General features: G+C 42.8%; 13 protein-coding genes and 1 tRNA gene. 8 read left to right on the plus strand and 6 right to left on the minus strand.

Annotation, left to right across the window (positions count from 1 at the left end; all coding sequences use genetic code 11):
• Positions 1-94 precede the first annotated feature (94 nt).
• Positions 95-171 (plus strand) — tRNA-Ala (locus LN995_RS16905).
• A gap of 182 nt (positions 172-353) precedes the next feature.
• On the opposite strand, the gene LN995_RS16910 is transcribed toward LN995_RS16905, so the two are convergent.
• The gene (locus tag LN995_RS16910; RefSeq protein WP_229962266.1) at positions 354-1,424 is read right to left on the minus strand and encodes a LacI family DNA-binding transcriptional regulator; all 1,071 of its coding nucleotides are present in this window, start codon (positions 1,422-1,424) and stop codon (positions 354-356) included.
• A gap of 205 nt (positions 1,425-1,629) precedes the next feature.
• Between LN995_RS16910 and LN995_RS16915 the strand changes: the two genes are divergently transcribed.
• The 4 genes from LN995_RS16915 to LN995_RS16930 all read left to right on the plus strand — a co-directional run bounded on the left by LN995_RS16915 (position 1,630) and on the right by LN995_RS16930 (position 8,593).
• Positions 1,630-3,114, plus strand: coding sequence for a xylulokinase (locus tag LN995_RS16915; RefSeq protein WP_229962267.1), 1,485 nt, complete (start codon positions 1,630-1,632; stop codon positions 3,112-3,114).
• Positions 3,115-3,143: 29 nt separating this feature from the next.
• On the plus strand, positions 3,144-4,475 hold the full coding sequence (gene xylA, locus LN995_RS16920) for a xylose isomerase (protein ID WP_229962268.1): 1,332 nt from the start codon (positions 3,144-3,146) through the stop codon (positions 4,473-4,475).
• 593 nt (positions 4,476-5,068) lie between these two features.
• On the plus strand, positions 5,069-6,202 hold the full coding sequence (locus tag LN995_RS16925; protein ID WP_229962269.1) for a TlpA disulfide reductase family protein: 1,134 nt from the start codon (positions 5,069-5,071) through the stop codon (positions 6,200-6,202).
• A 192-nt stretch (positions 6,203-6,394) separates the two neighbouring features.
• Positions 6,395-8,593: a thioredoxin family protein gene (locus tag LN995_RS16930; RefSeq protein WP_262910511.1), complete on the plus strand. Its 2,199-nt coding sequence runs from the start codon at positions 6,395-6,397 to the stop codon at positions 8,591-8,593.
• Between the two features lie 80 nt (positions 8,594-8,673).
• Here the strand turns inward: LN995_RS16930 and cysK are convergent, their stop codons facing one another.
• The 4 genes from cysK to LN995_RS16950 form a co-directional block, all read right to left on the minus strand.
• Entirely contained in the window at positions 8,674-9,588 is a 915-nt protein-coding gene (cysK, locus tag LN995_RS16935; RefSeq protein WP_229962271.1) for a cysteine synthase A, read from the minus strand.
• A gap of 21 nt (positions 9,589-9,609) precedes the next feature.
• Positions 9,610-10,443, minus strand: a complete 834-nt coding sequence (gene epsC / locus LN995_RS16940; RefSeq protein WP_229962272.1) for a serine O-acetyltransferase EpsC — start codon at positions 10,441-10,443, stop codon at positions 9,610-9,612.
• A 476-nt stretch (positions 10,444-10,919) separates the two neighbouring features.
• Positions 10,920-11,399, minus strand: coding sequence for a hypothetical protein (locus tag LN995_RS16945; protein WP_229962273.1), 480 nt, complete (start codon positions 11,397-11,399; stop codon positions 10,920-10,922).
• 32 nt (positions 11,400-11,431) lie between these two features.
• Positions 11,432-11,908 (minus strand): hypothetical protein, encoded by a 477-nt coding sequence (locus tag LN995_RS16950; RefSeq protein WP_229962274.1) that lies wholly within the window; start codon positions 11,906-11,908, stop codon positions 11,432-11,434.
• Positions 11,909-12,080: 172 nt separating this feature from the next.
• Between LN995_RS16950 and LN995_RS16955 the strand changes: the two genes are divergently transcribed.
• A complete protein-coding gene (locus tag LN995_RS16955; RefSeq protein WP_229962275.1) occupies positions 12,081-13,991 on the plus strand; it encodes a peptidylprolyl isomerase in 1,911 nt (636 codons plus the stop codon).
• 77 nt (positions 13,992-14,068) lie between these two features.
• Here LN995_RS16955 and LN995_RS16960 read toward each other — a convergent pair whose 3' ends face one another.
• Positions 14,069-14,710, minus strand: coding sequence for a thioredoxin family protein (locus tag LN995_RS16960; RefSeq protein ID WP_229962276.1), 642 nt, complete (start codon positions 14,708-14,710; stop codon positions 14,069-14,071).
• A 777-nt stretch (positions 14,711-15,487) separates the two neighbouring features.
• Between LN995_RS16960 and LN995_RS16965 the strand changes: the two genes are divergently transcribed.
• Both LN995_RS16965 and LN995_RS16970 read left to right on the plus strand, forming a co-directional pair.
• Complete coding sequence (locus LN995_RS16965) at positions 15,488-16,987, plus strand: glycosyltransferase family 39 protein (protein ID WP_229962277.1); 1,500 nt, start codon at positions 15,488-15,490, stop codon at positions 16,985-16,987.
• A gap of 459 nt (positions 16,988-17,446) precedes the next feature.
• A partial coding sequence (locus LN995_RS16970; protein WP_229962278.1) for a DUF6334 family protein occupies positions 17,447-17,767 on the plus strand: 321 nt, incomplete at its 3' end.

Raw genomic sequence — 17,767 nt, forward strand, 5'->3', positions numbered from 1 at the left:
GGAGCAGAAATCTGCTCCCCTTTTTTATTTGCCCTAAATCAGAAGTAAAAGTTTTTGTGATATAAAATTTTATTCTATTTTTGTGCCACTCTAAGGGGGATTAGCTCAGCTGGCTAGAGCGCTTGCATGGCATGCAAGAGGTCATCGGTTCGACTCCGATATTCTCCACCAAAGGCAAAGCAACACGCTTTGCCTTTTTTATTTATAAGCCTCCTTCTGACCAGAAGCAAGCACTACCACCAGCTTTTCCACTCCTGTACAGTTTAGGGTAGCTGTTAAAAGACATAATTGCAGCATCAAATAACTTATCTGAGATTATCAATAGGCCTTATTTTAGCTGTTTACAAATAATATCAGGCTGTACGGCTTGTAGATTCCCGTACAATGAGGATAGGATCTAGCACAGTTTTTCCCGGCGGATTTTCATAAGCATTTACAGCTTTAAGCATTTTCAGGAAGAGTTCTGCGGCCTCCTCCCCCATTCGTACAGTCTGCTGGTCCATGGTCGATAGCCCTGGCGTTACAAGGGCCGCAAACGATTCATTAGCAAAGCCGATTACTCCTACCTCTTCAGGTACCTGTACCTGGTAAACTTTCAGCTGCTGCAGCACCCCCATAGCCGTAAAATCCTCCAGTGCAAAAACAGCATCAAAGCTTACTTTTTGCTCATACAATTTCTTTATGCACGCTCTCCCAAACTCAATCGAGAAATCGCCATACATAATAAGGCTCTCATCTACAGGCAGATTATAAAACTTCAAAGCCTCAGTATACCCTCTCAGTCGCTCTTTGAATATGTTGATGGTTTTAGAGGCTGTTATATGTACTATTCGTTTATAGCCCTGCTTAATCAGGTGCTCAGTAGCCAGAAATCCACCTTTATAATCATCAATCAACACAGCAGGTGCTCCTAAGATCTCAGGTGCCCGGTCGAAAAACAGCAGTGGAATATTTCGCTTTTTAATTTCGGCAAAGTGCTCATATGTCTCCGTTTCCTTTGCCACAGAGGCTATAATACCATCTACCCTAGATTGCAGAAACGTACCGACTCCTTTAGCCTCCTGCTCAAAAGACTCATTAGACTGATACAATAATATGCTATAGCCGTTCTCGTTCATGATCCGCTCAATACCATGTACTACCGAACTAAAAAAGCTTACATCCAGGCTAGGCACTACAACACCAACCACTTTGGTATAGCCCGACCTTAAGGAGGAAGCTAATTTATTTTGCCGGTAATTAAGCCGCTGCGCTGTCTCCCGGACAGCTTCCTTGGTAGCCGTACTTATAGCCGGATGATCGTTTAAAGCTCTGGCAACAGTTGAAAACGAAATGTTCAACTCCCTGGCAATATCATTTATAGTCGTTCTCTTCAATACACTAGACCATTTAATTTCTGCTAAGACAGTTTTAAAAGATGTCATCAAACCTGTCTTCGCTAATAATATTTCAGCAACTCAAAGTACACTGAGTTGCTGAAATTAAAGAATATTTTAACTAACAGTTGTTTTTATAAGAAAAACTTCTCTAATTTATGCCAACGTTGGCATAAAATCAAAAGCAACCGTAAAAGAATATAAAAAGGTACACTCTCTAAATTATAAAAGAAGTAGCCCGAACGACTTAAATATGTTATTACTTGGAATAGACATAGGCACGTCATCTATAAAGGTGTCGGTAGTTGACTCAGAAACACAGAAGAGTGTTGCTTCAGCGCAATATCCTGATAAAGAGACAGCAATCATCTCAAACAAACCAGGGTGGGCAGAGCAATCGCCTGACATGTGGTGGGAACATGCACAGCAGGCTATATTACGTGCAAACGCAAGTGGTAAATACAGCCCTAAAGACATTGGCGCTGTAGGTATTGCTTACCAGATGCACGGCCTAGTGGTGGTAGATAAAGACCAGCAGGTACTGCGCGATTCCATTATCTGGTGCGACAGCCGAGCCGTGGAAATCGGGAACGAAGCTTTTGAGAAGATCGGGCAGGAAAGGAGCTTATCGCATTTGCTTAACTCTCCAGGTAATTTTACAGCTTCTAAACTGGCTTGGATAAAAGCAAACGAGCCCGAAACCTTTAGCAAAATCCACCGCCTTATGCTGCCAGGAGACTTTATATCGATGAAGCTAACAGGTGAGATTACGACAAGTACCTCAGCTTTATCAGAAGGAGTGTTCTGGGACTTTAAGAGCGATAATGTATCGGAAGATATCCTTAAGTACTTTGGTTTTGAAAAGGAGCTTATTCCGGAGGTACGTCCTTTATTCTCCCCTCACGGAGAGTTGAAATCAGAAGTAGCAGAGGCCTTATCATTAAAAGCAGGCATACCGGTTACCTATAAGTCCGGAGACCAGCCTAACAATGCTTTGTCACTTAATGTGTTGCAACCGGGAGAAGTAGCGGCTACAGCAGGCACATCAGGTGTTATTTATGGTGTAAGCGATCAACTTACTTATGACCCTCAGTCGCGGGTAAACACGTTTGCACACGTAAACTATGCTGGTGACAAGAAACGGCTTGGTGTACTGCTTTGCATCAACGGCACAGGCATACTTAACAGTTGGGCAAAGCATAACATTGGTACTGAAGAAACTTACCCGTCTATGAACATGGCCGCCCAAAAGGTAAAAGTAGGCAGCAACGGCTTAAGAATCCTGCCATTCGGCAACGGTGCTGAAAGGATGCTCAATAACAAAATAGTCGGCGCACATTTCCACAACATCGACCTGAACCTGCACACTAAAGCACATATTTTCAGAGCAGTGCAGGAAGGTATAGCCTTTGCCTTCCGGTATGGTCTGGACATTATGCGCGAGAATGGCATGGAGCCTAAAGTAATCAGGGCAGGGAACGCAAACCTTTTCCAGAGCGAACTGTTTGCCGAAGCCTTTGTGAATGCCACTCACGTTCCGGTTGAGTTGTACCAAAACGACGGAAGCGTAGGCGCCGCACTGGGAGCTGGTATAGGTGTAAAAGCATTTGCCTCTGCCAATGAAGCATTCAACAACTTTCAGCCGGTTAAACTGATAGAGCCAAAGGCAATAGACCAGTATGAACCTATTTACCAGGAGTGGAAAGAACTACTGTTAAAGCAATTAGACAGAAAATAAATCAAAAATAAATTAACACAACATCAGCTATGGCAAGCCCATTATTAGGAGAAAAAGAATTTTTTAAAGGAATAGGTAAGATCAAATATGAAGGTCTGGAATCGGATAATCCGTTAGCGTACCGTTGGTATGACGAAAACAAAGTTGTTGCCGGCAAAACAATGAAAGAGCACCTGCGTTTTGCAGTTGCTTACTGGCACTCTTTCAATGCCAATGGTTCTGACCCATTCGGAGGCCCAACACTTCACTTCCCTTGGGATGAAAAGTCAGACGTAATTGAGCGCGCAAAGGATAAGATGGACGCAGCTTTTGAGTTCATCACTAAAATGAACCTGCCATACTACTGCTTCCACGATGTGGACCTGATAGATTACGGCAACGACATTAAAGAGAATGAAAGTCGCCTGCAGACTATTACAGAGTATGCCAAGCAGAAGCAGGAAGCAAGCGGCGTGAAACTATTGTGGGGAACAGCTAACGTATTCTCTCATAGCCGCTATATGAACGGTGCCTCTACTAACCCTGATTTCCATGTGTTAACGCACGCAGGTGCTCAGGTAAAAGCAGCTCTGGATGCTACCATTGCGCTAAACGGCGAGAACTACGTATTCTGGGGAGGTCGTGAAGGTTATATGACACTTCTGAACACTAACATGAAGCGTGAGCAAGAGCACCTGGCTAGGTTCCTGCATACGGCGAAAGACTACGCACGCAAGCAAGGCTTTAAAGGTACGTTCTTTATTGAGCCTAAGCCAATGGAGCCTACCAAGCACCAGTACGACTATGACTCTGCAACTGTTATTGGCTTCCTGCAGAAGTACGACCTGCTGAACGACTTCAAGATAAACATTGAAGTAAACCATGCAACACTAGCCGGCCACACGTTCCAGCACGAATTACAGGTAGCGGCCAATGCAGGAATGCTGGGCTCTATTGATGCTAACCGTGGCGACTATCAGAACGGTTGGGATACTGACCAGTTCCCGAACGACATAAATGAACTGACAGAAGCTATGCTTATTATTTTAGAAGCTGGCGGACTACAGGGAGGCGGCACTAACTTCGATGCCAAAATCAGAAGAAACTCTACTGACCCTGCCGATTTATTCTACGCGCATGTTGGTGGTGTAGACACTTTTGCCAGAGCACTTGTTACAGCAGACAACATCCTGCAGAAGTCAGACTACAAGAAAATCCGTGAAGACCGCTATGCTTCTTTTGACAGTGGAAAAGGTAAAGAATTCGAAGAAGGCAAGTTAACACTGGAAGATCTGCGTGCTTATGCCATCGAAAACGGTGAGCCAGAACTGAAAAGCGGCAGACAGGAATACCTGGAAAACCTGATCAACAGATATATCTAAGGAGCATTCCTGATTAAACTAAACAATTCTCATAAATTAGATACATTAAGAAGCTGGGCATTTGCTCAGCTTTTTTTTATGCTGTTCAATTGTGAAACTTATTGTCTTTCAATCACTCGACGCTAAAAGCTCCTGCTATAGAATGCTTTTAAAGTTTCGTATGAGTTATCAAACGGATTGAAAGCATTGCCCGTTTCCCGTGAGACTTCTCAATAGTTCCGGGTATTGCGAGAGCAGCCCCATAAGATAAGGAACGAGACAGAGGACCTCTCCCCTAACAGAAGTGCTAAACGGGAAAAGAGTCTTCGATGATCTGGAGCGCACAAAACAGGCACAACAATACTATAATAAGTAAGATACCACTGAATGAACTATAGCTACAGGAGCTCAAATAAATATTATCTATGTCAGCCAATACCTCAAAAATTCTATTGCGAAAAAGAACTTAGCCTTCTATAATTTGTTATACAGCAATACTTTAAAATTATGCGCCTATACAACTGTACAATTAAAAAGCGTTGCATAGTTGTATCATAAGCATTAATAACTAACTTTTGCTGTTAAAGCATTTCGTATCTCAACAACAAAACATAATGAAGAAGATTCTTTTAACCGCTTTGCTGATATCTCCCATCATGGTATTTGCCCAGACTGGTAGCTACACCTTAAAGGGTAAAGTTGGCAGCTTAAACTCACCGGCAAAAGCTTACTTAATTCAGGCTGCGGAGAACGGTCGCCAAACAGATTCAGCTATGGTTAAGAATGGCGCTTTTGAATTTAAGGGCACTGTTAACAGTCCTCGCAAAGCTATGCTGGTGCTGGACCACAAAGGAGGCGGACTGGAATCTTTAAGGCAAGGCGCTGACGTGCTGGAAGTTTACCTTGAGAAAGGAACTATATCCTTTACCAGCCCTGATTCAGTGGCAAAAGCTAAGTTTACTGGTTCTAAGCTTAATGCAGATAATCAGAAACTAAGAGAGACACTGAAACCGATTCAGGATAAGGCGCAGAGCCTGATGGCAGAGTATAGGTCTGCACCAGCTGCGCAACAACAGTCAGAGGCTTTCCAGGCAGAGTATGCTGACAGATACCAGGTAATTGTAGAGGAGCAAAATCAGATTTTAGAGAAATTTATCAAAGCAAACCCTCAAACATTAGTCAGCTTGGATGCTCTGGTATCATTGGGTGGAGCAGCACCTGAATATTCAGAAGTAGCTCCTCTGTTTAACTCACTTTCTGCTGAGGTAAAAAACAGCGAAGTAGGCAAGCAATATGGTCAGGCTCTTGATAAACTGAAAGTAACTGCACTCGGTGCTACGGCTCCTGACTTTACACAAAACACGCCGGAAGGTAAACCAGTAAAGCTATCGGATTTTAAAGGGAAATATGTTCTAATTGACTTTTGGGCGAGCTGGTGCGGGCCATGCCGCCAGGAAAATCCTAATGTTGTGAAAGTCTACAATCAATATAAAGATAAGAACTTCACAATTCTGGGCGTATCTCTCGATAATGAGAAAGGCCGTGAGGCATGGCTTAAGGCAATTAATGACGACCAGTTAACCTGGACACAGGTCTCTGACCTGCAGTACTGGCGCAATGAAGTTGCTCTGCAGTATGGGGTACAGTCCATACCACAGAACTTCCTGATTGACCCGAACGGTAAAATTATTGCAAAGAACTTAAGAGGAGAGGCACTTGGTGACAAGCTGGCTGAACTAATAAAATAGCAACTTGCAACGTACATTAGTAACAGAAAGCACTTTCTCTTCTTCAGAGGAAGTGCTTTCTTCTTTACTTGTTTTAATGATGTTATGTAGCTATTTTAAAAGCTTTGCCAGCCACGAGTTTAAGCAAGATTAGCCTGTGTTATCATTATTAACTAATTTCGCCAAATTGAATTATTACTTCGATAAAGCATCATGAGAAAAAGCTTTTTGCTGATATTCCTTATAACCCTTTGCACTCTGAGCCAAGCACAGATTTTAAAACCTGTGGAATGGAGCTTCAATGCAAAACCCGCTTCTGATCAGGAAGTCTCCCTTACGTTTACGGCTAACATTGACGGGAACTGGCACATCTATTCCCAGCATATTGAAGATGGCGGCCCTATACCCACCTCTTTCACCTTCACCCCTTCTTCTGACTATGAATTGGTTGGCAAGACAGTGGAAGTAACAAAACCTAAAAGTGTGTTCGAAGAGGTGTTCAGTATGAATGTCGCCTACTTTGAACACAAAGCCGTATTTACACAAAAGGTAAAGCTTAAAGTACCTGCCACAACCATAAAAGGTACCGTGGAGTTTATGGCCTGCAACGATAGGCAGTGTCTTCCTCCTGACGAGGTGGAGTTTAATATACAGGCGAAACTTCCGGCTGACGCTTTAACTACTACGCCTCAGCCAGAGCAAAAAGCTGCAGGAAACCCTGCATCCTCTGCTCAAAGCACAAAAGCAGAAGCTCCTACACGCGCAGCAGGCAGCGAAGTAGGCCAAACAGCTCCGAACCAGACCGAAGCAATACCAGTACAAGACACTGCCGCTGCAACTAACGCAGAGGCTTTGAGCGACACTTCTACCTCTGCCTTTTCAGAGGCCCCTCCTGCCTCACAACAGCAGGAACAACAGTTAGTAAACCCTACTGCGGATCAGGAAAGCCAGTCGCTGTGGGCCATTTTTCTGGCCGGTTTGCTCGGAGGCTTTGCTGCTTTACTAATGCCCTGTATTTTCCCGATGCTGCCGCTCACGGTCAGTTATTTTACGAAACAGGCTGGCTCAAAAGGTACCGCAGTAGGCAGGGCTTTATTTTATGGCATCTCTATTATCGTTATTTATGTAGCCTTAGGGCTACTGATTACTATCTTATTCGGAGCAGATGCTTTAAATAACCTCTCTACAAACGGAATATTTAATTTCCTGTTCTTTTTACTGCTGGTCGTGTTCGCCACGTCTTTCTTTGGTGCCTTTGAGATAACCTTGCCTACATCCTGGGCCAATAAAACCGATGCACAAGCAGACAGAGGCGGCTTGATTGGTATCTTCTTTATGGCTGCGACACTGTCTCTTGTATCATTCTCCTGCACAGGCCCCATTATTGGCACATTACTGGTACAGGCTGCAGCAATGGGGCAATGGCTAGGGCCTGCTATAGGTATGCTAGGCTTTTCTCTAGCTCTTGCTTTACCTTTTGCCCTTTTTGCTATGTTCCCATCCTGGATGAACGCCTTGCCTAAATCGGGTGGCTGGCTGAACAGTGTAAAAGTTGTACTAGGTTTTCTGGAGCTTGCCCTGGCGTTAAAGTTCCTTTCCAACGTAGACTTAGCTTATCACTGGGATTGGTTTGACCGGGAGATTTTCCTGGTACTCTGGATTGTGATTTTCGGCCTGATGGGGCTTTACCTGCTAGGTAAACTGAAGTTCTCGCACGACAGCGACTTGCCTTATATTTCTATCCCAAGGCTCTTTCTAGCTATTATAGTACTGGCATTTACAGTTTATATGATTCCCGGCCTTTGGGGAGCGCCCCTTAAATCTATAGCTGCATTCCTTCCGCCACAGCACACCCAGGACTTCGATTTGTATACTAGTAGTCTCACTAGTAGAAGTAGAAGCACAGCCACAGTGCAGGAAGTTCCTGCAAACAGAAAGTACAGCGACCTTTTTCATGCGCCACTTAACCTTCAGCCATTCTTTGATTATGAGGAAGGTATGGCCTATGCCAGAAAAGTAAACAAGCCTGTACTGATAGACTTTACAGGACATGCCTGTGTTAACTGTAGAAAAATGGAAGCAAGCGTGTGGCCAGATCCACAGGTTCTGAAAAGGCTACGTGAAGATTACGTGCTTATCCAGCTCTATATAGACGACAAAACTGAGCTGCCTGCAGAAGAGCAAACTGTTTCTGACTTCAGTGGGAAAAAGATCAGAACTATCGGTAATAAGTGGAGCGATTTTCAGGCAGCACGTTTCAACTCTAATTCACAGCCGTATTATGTGCTGCTCAATAACCAGGGAGAACTGCTGGCACAGCCACAGGGTGCTAACTACAGTACAGAGAATTTTATCAACTTCTTAGATAGCGGGCTGGCAGCTTATCAAATACAGGGAGTTGCACGGAGATAATCAAACTATAGCAATCATAAAAAAAGCCACAGAACTTTTTACTATTCTGTGGCTTTTTTATTTTATGATGATCAAACTTATTACACAAACAGCCCCTCTACAGAAAGGTAACGTTCTCCTGTGTCGTAGCAGAAGGTAAGTACTTTAGCACCTTCTTCTATATCACCTAATTTTTTAGCAACTGCCGCCAAAGCAGCTCCAGAGGATACACCAATGAAGATACCCTCTTCACGAGCCGCACGACGGGCATAATCAAATGCCTCTCCCTGCTCTACCTGCACAACACCGTCCAGTAAGCTTGTGTCCATAATCTTAGGGATGAAACCGGCGCCTAAGCCTTGCAATGGGTGTGGCCCTGGCTGTCCGCCACTTAATACAGGAGATGCAGCAGGCTCAACAGCCAGTACTTTCAGGTTAGGGAACTTCTCTTTCAACACCTTTGCTACACCTGTAATGTGCCCACCTGTACCAACACCTGTAATAAGGTAGTCAAGCCCGTCAGGGAAATCTTCTAGAATTTCCTGTGCTGTTGTGTCGATATGGATTTGTATGTTTGCCTCGTTATCAAACTGCATTGGCATCCAGGCATTCTCGTTTTCCTGCACCATTTCCTGCGCTCGCTCAATGGCACCTTTCATACCTTTTTCACGAGGTGTGAGCTCCAGCTTCGCACCGTAAACGGCCATCAGGCGGCGACGCTCTATAGACATCGACTCCGGCATAACCAGTATTAACTGATAGCCCTTTACTGCAGCTACCATTGCCAGGGCAATACCGGTGTTACCAGAAGTAGGCTCAATAATAATACTATTCTCGTTTAGGGTGCCCTTGCGCTCCGCATCCTCAATCATGGCAAGACCAATACGATCTTTAATGCTGCCACCTGGGTTACTGCGCTCTGATTTCATCCATACTTCCACATTTTTATCAAAAAGTCTGTTAATGCGCACATGTGGTGTACGCCCGATAGTCTCAAGAATATTATTAGCTTTCATTTACTGAATTGTTTAAGTTTTCTATATTGAAAAATTAAGGGCATCGGCTGGGTCAGCAGAACGACTGACTCTGATCTGGGCTTTGTGATATACTCTGGAGTAAGCTGGCACACTCTCTGTCAGCCACACATTTCCTCCAATGGTACTGTAAGCCCCAATAACGGTATTTCCGCCAAGTATTGTGGCTCCCGCATAAATAACCACATCATGTTCAATAGTGGGATGGCGCTTTGTATTGGCCATACTTTTATCCACACTTAAGGCACCCAACGTTACTCCCTGGTAAAGTTTAACATGGTCTCCTATAACAGCTGTCTCTCCAATTACAATACCTGTACCATGGTCTATGCAGAAATGAGAGCCTATCTGCGCACCAGGGTGTATTTCCACGCCTGTCCTTCCGTGTGCATATTCTGTTAATAAGCGTGGAAGAAGAGGCACATCCAGCATGTATAAGGCATGGGCTATACGGTACACAGTCACTGCCCAGAAGCCCGGATAAGTACTCACTACTTCATTTATATTCTGGGCTGCAGGATCACCATCCGTAATAGACTGTGCATCCTGCTGTAACTGATCATGTATCCAGGGCAGTTGTTCCATAAAAGCACTGGCAATGTGCAGCGCCTTTTGCTCTGAACGGAGACCAATACCTAATAATATGCGGGTAAGTTCCAACCTTAGTACCTCCAGGTGTACCTCTACCTCATGTGCAGAGTTGAAACGGTGGTTGGAGAGCTGTGGAAATAACAACTCCAGTAATCGGTCACAAAAATGATATGATGCAGCCTTAGGAACCCCGCCATTTGATGTTCTATGTATGGCATAAAGCCTGTCAGCAAAGTTTTCTTGCATATGCTCAGCTAAGCTCTGTAGAAGTTAATTAACGCTCTAGTCACAATTAAGTTTGAAGTAAAGTTAATAAGATTCTTTAAGCAAAAGCGTGTAGCACTTATTCCAATCTACGGGCGCTCCAAAGAGAGACGTGTTAACTTATTGTATTCTAACAAATAGCAGCAGACAAAGAAAAAGCTATAGCAGGTAAAACACAAGAAGGAACACTTTGATTTGTTGTAAACCCAACAGAACGGCAAAGTGCTTATCATAAGTGCCCCAATGCCTAAGCAATACCAAATCCTGTTGCCACTATTAGCAAATCTGTAACAGAGCTTATAAACGTTGCCGGAGCAAAATTCAAGGCTTTAGAGGTTTACTAAAAATCAAAAAAAAGCCTGACCCACCATACGAGCTTCACTCAGACTTAACAAAGTTATTATTTCAGCATTTAGCTATAAGAATAACCTATTGCCAAACAGCCCCCTCTTTAGCTCTCACTTGTCTGCCGCTTTAATGGTTCCGGTTTTTACTCCGTTAACAATAATACCTTTTTCTAAAGCGACTAATTGCAGGCTTCTTGCAACATGCAGGGCCACTAATGGATCTTGAATGTTTCCTAAGCGCATTGCTAGGCTTTGCCCATCGTTCATTTCAAACAGGACAACATGCTCTGAAACGCGTATGCCCTTCAGCATATTCCATGACAGTTCCCGCTCCCGACCTACTAATGTAAGCCGATAACGGATATAGTCAGTATCCATAGAAAAATATGCATCTTTCAGCTTTACCCTCTCTAGAAACAGCACTCCTAGCAACAGCAACAAACCACTGTCTACTGCCCAGCTTAACCTGAATAGATCTTCTATGAAGAATTCACGCAAAAGCGCAACGCCGCCTCCTACAGTAAAAAAGGCACCAGCTAAGCGAATAAAATTTTGTGTTTTCCGCTTCTGATTTGGCGGATAAAGGGGCACATGCATATATGGGTGATAACTTCTTTTAAAGGCTAATCCAGATCAATCCCCTTCATAAGCGCTCTTTCTCTGATCTGCTCTTTTATAAGGCTAAGCTCTTCATTATTTTGAACTCTCTCAAGACTTACATCGTGTTCTTCTTCGTTCTTTAAGACAAACAGAACCCGAAAATGTTCCAGATGTATTACATCAACCTCGTCCCAGTCGAATTCGTGCTCTTTCGTCATAAACTTTGTTCTATAGCGAGCACCTGTTGTACTAAGTGTCAGATGTCGACGGCATTTTGGCTTCTTATCCAGCCAAATAGTAACTAAAAAATAGGCAAGAGGGATTAGGTTAAGCGAGTAAACTATTAGAAAAGTTGATTTATAATCATTGAGAGCCAATAGCCGATACAGCAGGTTAATATGTACGGCAACAGAACAAAGCGCAAACAGCATAAACAGGCATTCTGTTTTTGCCTTTACAGCATAAGCCCCCGGGGATAGTTGAAAGCTTGTTTCCTGCATATGCATCAATTTTAACCATGACTAAAGCAACATACAAATTATCAAACTCTTTTCAAAATAAACTAAGTTCAATTTACTGTTTCTTTGTAAATAGATTCGCTTTATAGGATTTTAGTTATATTTAGCATTAAAAGAAGAACACTCCATGCAAAAAAACTTTTTATTATTAGCTATGGCACTTTTTGCTTTAGCCAGCTGCCAGCGACAGCCCCAGCAAAGCGTACCACCAACTGTAAATAAATTTTTTGATAATAACATTCAGCAAATTCATACTCTGCAGGATGAACGAAACACTAGTCAGCTTCTCCCTTTCCTGCAGCATCCACAGGCAAAGTACAGACAGGAAGCAGCTATTGCTTTTGCCTCTGTGCAAGACACCGTAGCTATACCACAATTGCTAAGCTTATTTGCCGACACAACCACTTCTGTCAGGTATGCGGCAGCTTATGCCCTGGGGCAAGCTGGCTCTTCAAAGGCTGAGTCAGCAATTATAGCTCAGCTACAAAAAGAACGCAGGCCAAAGGTACAGGCCGAACTTTTAGAAGCTTTAGGAAAAGTAGCAGATTCTACAGGGCTGAGCTTTCTAGCAAGTTATCAGGCCCCTAACTCTACAGCTTTGGCAGGACAGGCCTGGGGGTTATATCGTGCAGCACTACGCCAGCAAGTTAATACGCAAGGTCTACAGCGAGGTGTAACAATACTGGCTTCCGATGCACCTTATGAGGCACGCTTGGCAGCTGCCCACTTTCTTGCCCGTGCCCCCAAAGCAGATCTTACACCTTACAGACAGCAATTAATAACAGTTGCTACTTCAGATGAAGCCGCAGAAGTCCGCATGGCTACCGTACAGGCTTTAAGTAAGATAAGAGCTATAGATAAGGCTAATTTTCTTACAGGCATTGTAAAAAGCGACCCGGATTATCGTGTAAGATTAAGTGCCATCCGTGCTATGGCAGGGCAAGAGTTTAGCCAGATGCAGGACGCTATACTGGCTGGCCTGCAGGATGGGAACATTAATACTGCAATCGCCACTGCTGAGTTTTTGCAGGCCAACCCAATTGGTGCCAGTTTGGGAGTGCTGCAACAGGCACTACAGGAAGCACAGGATGCCCGTGTAAGAGGCAACTTAATATGGGTGATACTACGGAATAGCGAGCGGAAAGAGTTTTTGAGTAACCGATATAAACAACTGTATCAGAACGCCCCTTACACATATGATAAAGCGCATCTGCTAAAAGCTCTTTCCGGCGACTTTGCCAATTGTAGCTTTATAGCTGATGAAATGTTTGCAGCTCAGGAACCTGTTATATCCACAACGGGTATGGATGCCCTGATTATTATGCGTCAGTTGCCTAACTTCCCAAAAGATCTGGAGCAGGAGTTTGCTGACATTTTCAAAAAGGCTGTTGGTTCTGGAGACGTAGCACTGGTAGGCATGGCAGCCAGTGCCATGCGCGACCCCAGACTTAACCTGCGCAGTATGTACAATGACTTTAGTTTCTTAACGGATGCTCAGCAAAAGCTGATACTTCCACGAGATATGGAGACCAACATTGAGCTCCAAAAAGCTATTGACTTCCTGCGAGGCACTCCCGCAACAGAAACACCCCAAAACCCATTCACACACCCCATTGACTGGGCTCTGGTAAAAACAATTCCGGTAAACCAACAGGTACTTATCAGAACTGTAAAAGGAGACATTACTTTACAACTTTTTGTTGAAGATGCACCGGGTACAGTGGCAAACTTTGTAGAACTGATAAACAAAGACTTTTTTGGTGGTCTGTACTTTCACCGGGTGGTGCCTAACTTTGTGGCCCAAGGCGGTGATAAGCGTGGAGATGGTTGGGGCAGCTCAGATTATTCTATCCGGTCGGAGTTTGCCCCCTTGCGATACCGCGAGGGCTATTTAGGAATGGCTTCTGCTGGCAAAGACACTGAAAGTAATCAATGGTTTATCACACACTCCCCTACTCCTCACTTAGATGGCCGTTACTCTATCTTTGCAAAGGTTATAAACGGCATAAACGTAGTACACCAGCTTGAGGTAGGGGATAAAATATTAAGTGTAGAATTGCAGTAAGAGAATTTGTCTGAACTACATCTTTTCCAGATAAAACAAAAGCAGGTATATTACATTGCCTGCTTTTGTTTTACATCTTAATGCTGGATAAACTGATTCTGCGGATTAAGCAATTTTGTCCACTGTGGTATCAGCTGTTTAAACTCCTGCATTAGTGTACGGCTACGGTCTTTTGCATACCAGCTGTGCAGTTTCTCTACAAACTCCTGATATGGTGTATCATTAGCTTTCATATCCAGAAATAGCTGCTGCACCGGTTCAGGACGTGGGCCCCAAGTCCCTAATACTTCCAAAGTATCAGCACTAAGAGCAATAAGTTTAGGAATAGAGCGGCCTCCGTTTGTCAGGTAGCCATCCATTGCATCCAGATTCTCATCTCGTAGCAATAGCTTTACTTCTACCAGGGGAGAAGCATCAGCTATCTTCACTATGGCAGGCAGACTTTGAGCAGCATCACCACACCAGGCTTCTGTCAGTACCACCCAAACCATTTTCTCCTGTACGCTTAGCATAAGGTTAACCAGTTCATCGTCCAGTACAGTTGTTTTCTCCACACGCCGCATGCGTTGCAGGTTCATACGAGTATACTCTACCATATCTGTAGAGTGATTCGTACCAGTAGTCTTCTGCTCTGCCAACAGCATGTCAATCATTTCACGGTACTGAGTATAGTTGATTGCTCTATTTAAATGTTCATGTGTGATGGTTGTGTTTGGCATAATATATTATTCTTCTATTCGTCTTCAATCGATATCCAGATGTTCCATTGGATTCTCTGGATCATAGACACATTCCTCAAACTATATATTACAGATACTAGATATAAATAGTTCCGGTTCTTGGTTTCCGCTCCGTCACCTGCTACTGTAGCTGTTATTCAATTTACGGTGGTTCTGCGCATTTAGTCAACTCCTTTGTAGCATATTGTCATTATCGAGAACGTGCTTTGTCTTAGCTTTATACTTAAAGATCTGGTTACATCATAAATAAAACGGTGCACTACCGCTATTTAATAAACCACGTGCTTTGCACCTTTAAAGATACATCTCGAAACTTTCAGCATTACGTTAATTTGACAAAGAATAAAGCTCAATCATTGAAGAAAAAAAGAGTACTTCCCCAAACCACATTCATTATAAATTATTAATTTACAACTAGTTACACTAAATTAAGCTTGTTTTATTTTCAAAACATACCTAATATATAAATATTTAAGTACCTTTTAGGTCATTTTGAATACGCATAATATTAAATATATACTATTTATGTAAAATGAATACTTCAACTCAATGATTTCAAAGTTTAAAGCCACATCTTGCAAAGTCAACGAAGGAACTCTCTTATCTGTTAACTCGAATAATGCCATCAAGTTTGATCTTTATACGGTCTTGCTATATGGGATCATCATGCTAGGAATATTTTTGCGTCTGTTTCATTTCTTTGATAACAGGTCTTTGTGGATGGATGAAATATATCTGAGCATAAGCCTAATAAAGATGAATTTTTGGGAATTAGCCACACTACCGCTGGAGTACGAGCAGAAAGCTCCCATCGGTTACCTATGGATAGTACGGCTTTTCGTGATATTTTTTGGGAAAGGAGAAATGGCCTTACGCCTGTTCTCTCTCATTTCCGGTATAGCCTCTCTGTTTATCTTCATGCCAATTGCACGTTATTTCCTAAAGCCGTGGGCCGCCGTTATGGCTTTAGGCATCTTGGCTCTGTCTACACCTGCAGTCTATCACTCGGTAGAGGCAAAGCAGTATAGTTCTGAACTATTTGCTTCTATTCTAGCGCTGCTTTTTTACACACGCTACAGCCGACAGATAAGCTTAGGTCCTCTTGTGAAGTGGGGTATATTGGGAGGTGGTTTGTTGCTGTTCTCTTACTCTGTTATTTTTGTGCTGGCTGGAATAGCCTTTGCCATTTGTCTGAACACACTTCTAAACAGAAACTGGAGGAAGCTGCTCCTCTATCTCATTCCCTTTTCTATATGGCTGCTCTGCTTTGCGCTAACATACATCTTTTTTATCGGAAAATATAAAGACTCTGGATGGCTGGCATTCTTCTTTGAGAAACACCATGGTTTTATGCCTGTTCCACCTACTTCCGTTTCTGAATTCCTTTGGTTTCCACGAGTACCCTATTTGGCATTGCAATATCCTCTTGGGCTATTGCTCAACTTTAGTGATGTCTGGTACTACAATTATTCCAAAGGTGAAACCCTTCTAAGAATGCCCTTGCTTCCTATTTTGCTTGAAATAGCTGGGCTAATTTATCTATTCAGAAAAGACAAGTTGAGCTTAGCAGTTTTCATTTTCCCGATTATTCTTGCTCTTACGGCCTCAGGCCTGAAACTTTATCCTTTTTTAGAGCGGTTTACATTATTCACAACTCCTCTTCTTATTCTGATCATTGCACTGGGGGCAGAACAAGTATACACTTTTTTTGCTTTCAATGCTAAAATGGCCGCTGTACTTTTTGTCTTAATATTGGCTCCACCTTTATGGAATTCTGCCAGAACAGTTGCTAATCCAAATCTCTTTTACAAGAGGGAGTTTAATAGGGAAGCTTTACTTTTTGTTAATGACAGGTTTAAAGAAGGAGACACAGTATACCTTTACTGGAATACCGTTCATATTTATGAATACTATAAAGAAGCCTATCATTTGAAATTTGACGCAATAGAAGGCAAGGACCTAAAGAATGTTTCAAACTGTAAGGAGGAATATCTGGCTAATCTACGTCCGGGATTTAATGGTTTTGAAGGCAACAAAAGACTATGGCTGGTTTATGACAAGAATGTGAGAAACAACATCGGAGACTTCGTCGGTTATCCAAAATGGTACCATGACCCCAAATTTATACCAGGTAAAATGCTAGAAGACACATTTTCTACATATGGTAAAAAAACAGAATTCAGTATAAATGACAAGAAAATAGCGATAACGTTGTTTGACCTATACACTAAGTCAAATAGGACTGAAGATTTATGATTGTAGAACTTAAACGTAACTTTTAAACACTAGTTGATTTTGTAACAAAACTTTAAATACAACTTTTGTCATCTCTCCTTGAACGTAAAAGCGCCATTTAGCAACCTTCTAGAAATAGTCCAGTAGCACCGGCTTTTAGGCTGGATAAAGTTCCCAACGCACTACATATCTACTTATAGTCAGAGGTCCCGGTAAAGCATAATTTTAATTACGTTAGAATAAAACCACAGTTCTTACATGCGTTCGGAGTGACTAATAATTTGTAATAAAGCAGTTTCTCCAATTAATATCTTTGCTGGTAATCTACGTTAGCTCCTGCACTCTACTGTCGCAAAACAATTGGTAGCAAAGTATAATAATGGGTTCAAAAAGTCTGCCCCTAACGCTACCTTTAACCAGCAAAACCGTTGACCAAAGTTAATTATGGTTGATAAAGTATATTTCATATCTTAGTACTACATGGAAAGCATTGTAGATTTAGACACTCTGACCGGAAAAGAAGTACTCGAAGCCTTCACCTTGCACGACTTGGAGCAGGGTTGGCTTCAGCAGGTTGTTTTCCAGATGGAAGAAGTGTACCTGATTGTTGCTGTGGATAAAGATTCTGATGAGGTTGTACTTTCTGTATTGCCGGAGCTTAATTTTCCCGCACTAGAACAGCAGTTTAGCAGAACCCAAATAGCTAACCAACGCAAGAAAATTAGCTGGATATGGCGAATGACCAACCAATACGGCTACGAAGACGGCTTTCAACTGTGTCGGCTCCCCAACTTTAGAACT

The organism is Pontibacter silvestris (assembly GCF_020907275.1).
GTDB lineage: Bacteria > Bacteroidota > Bacteroidia > Cytophagales > Hymenobacteraceae > Pontibacter > Pontibacter silvestris.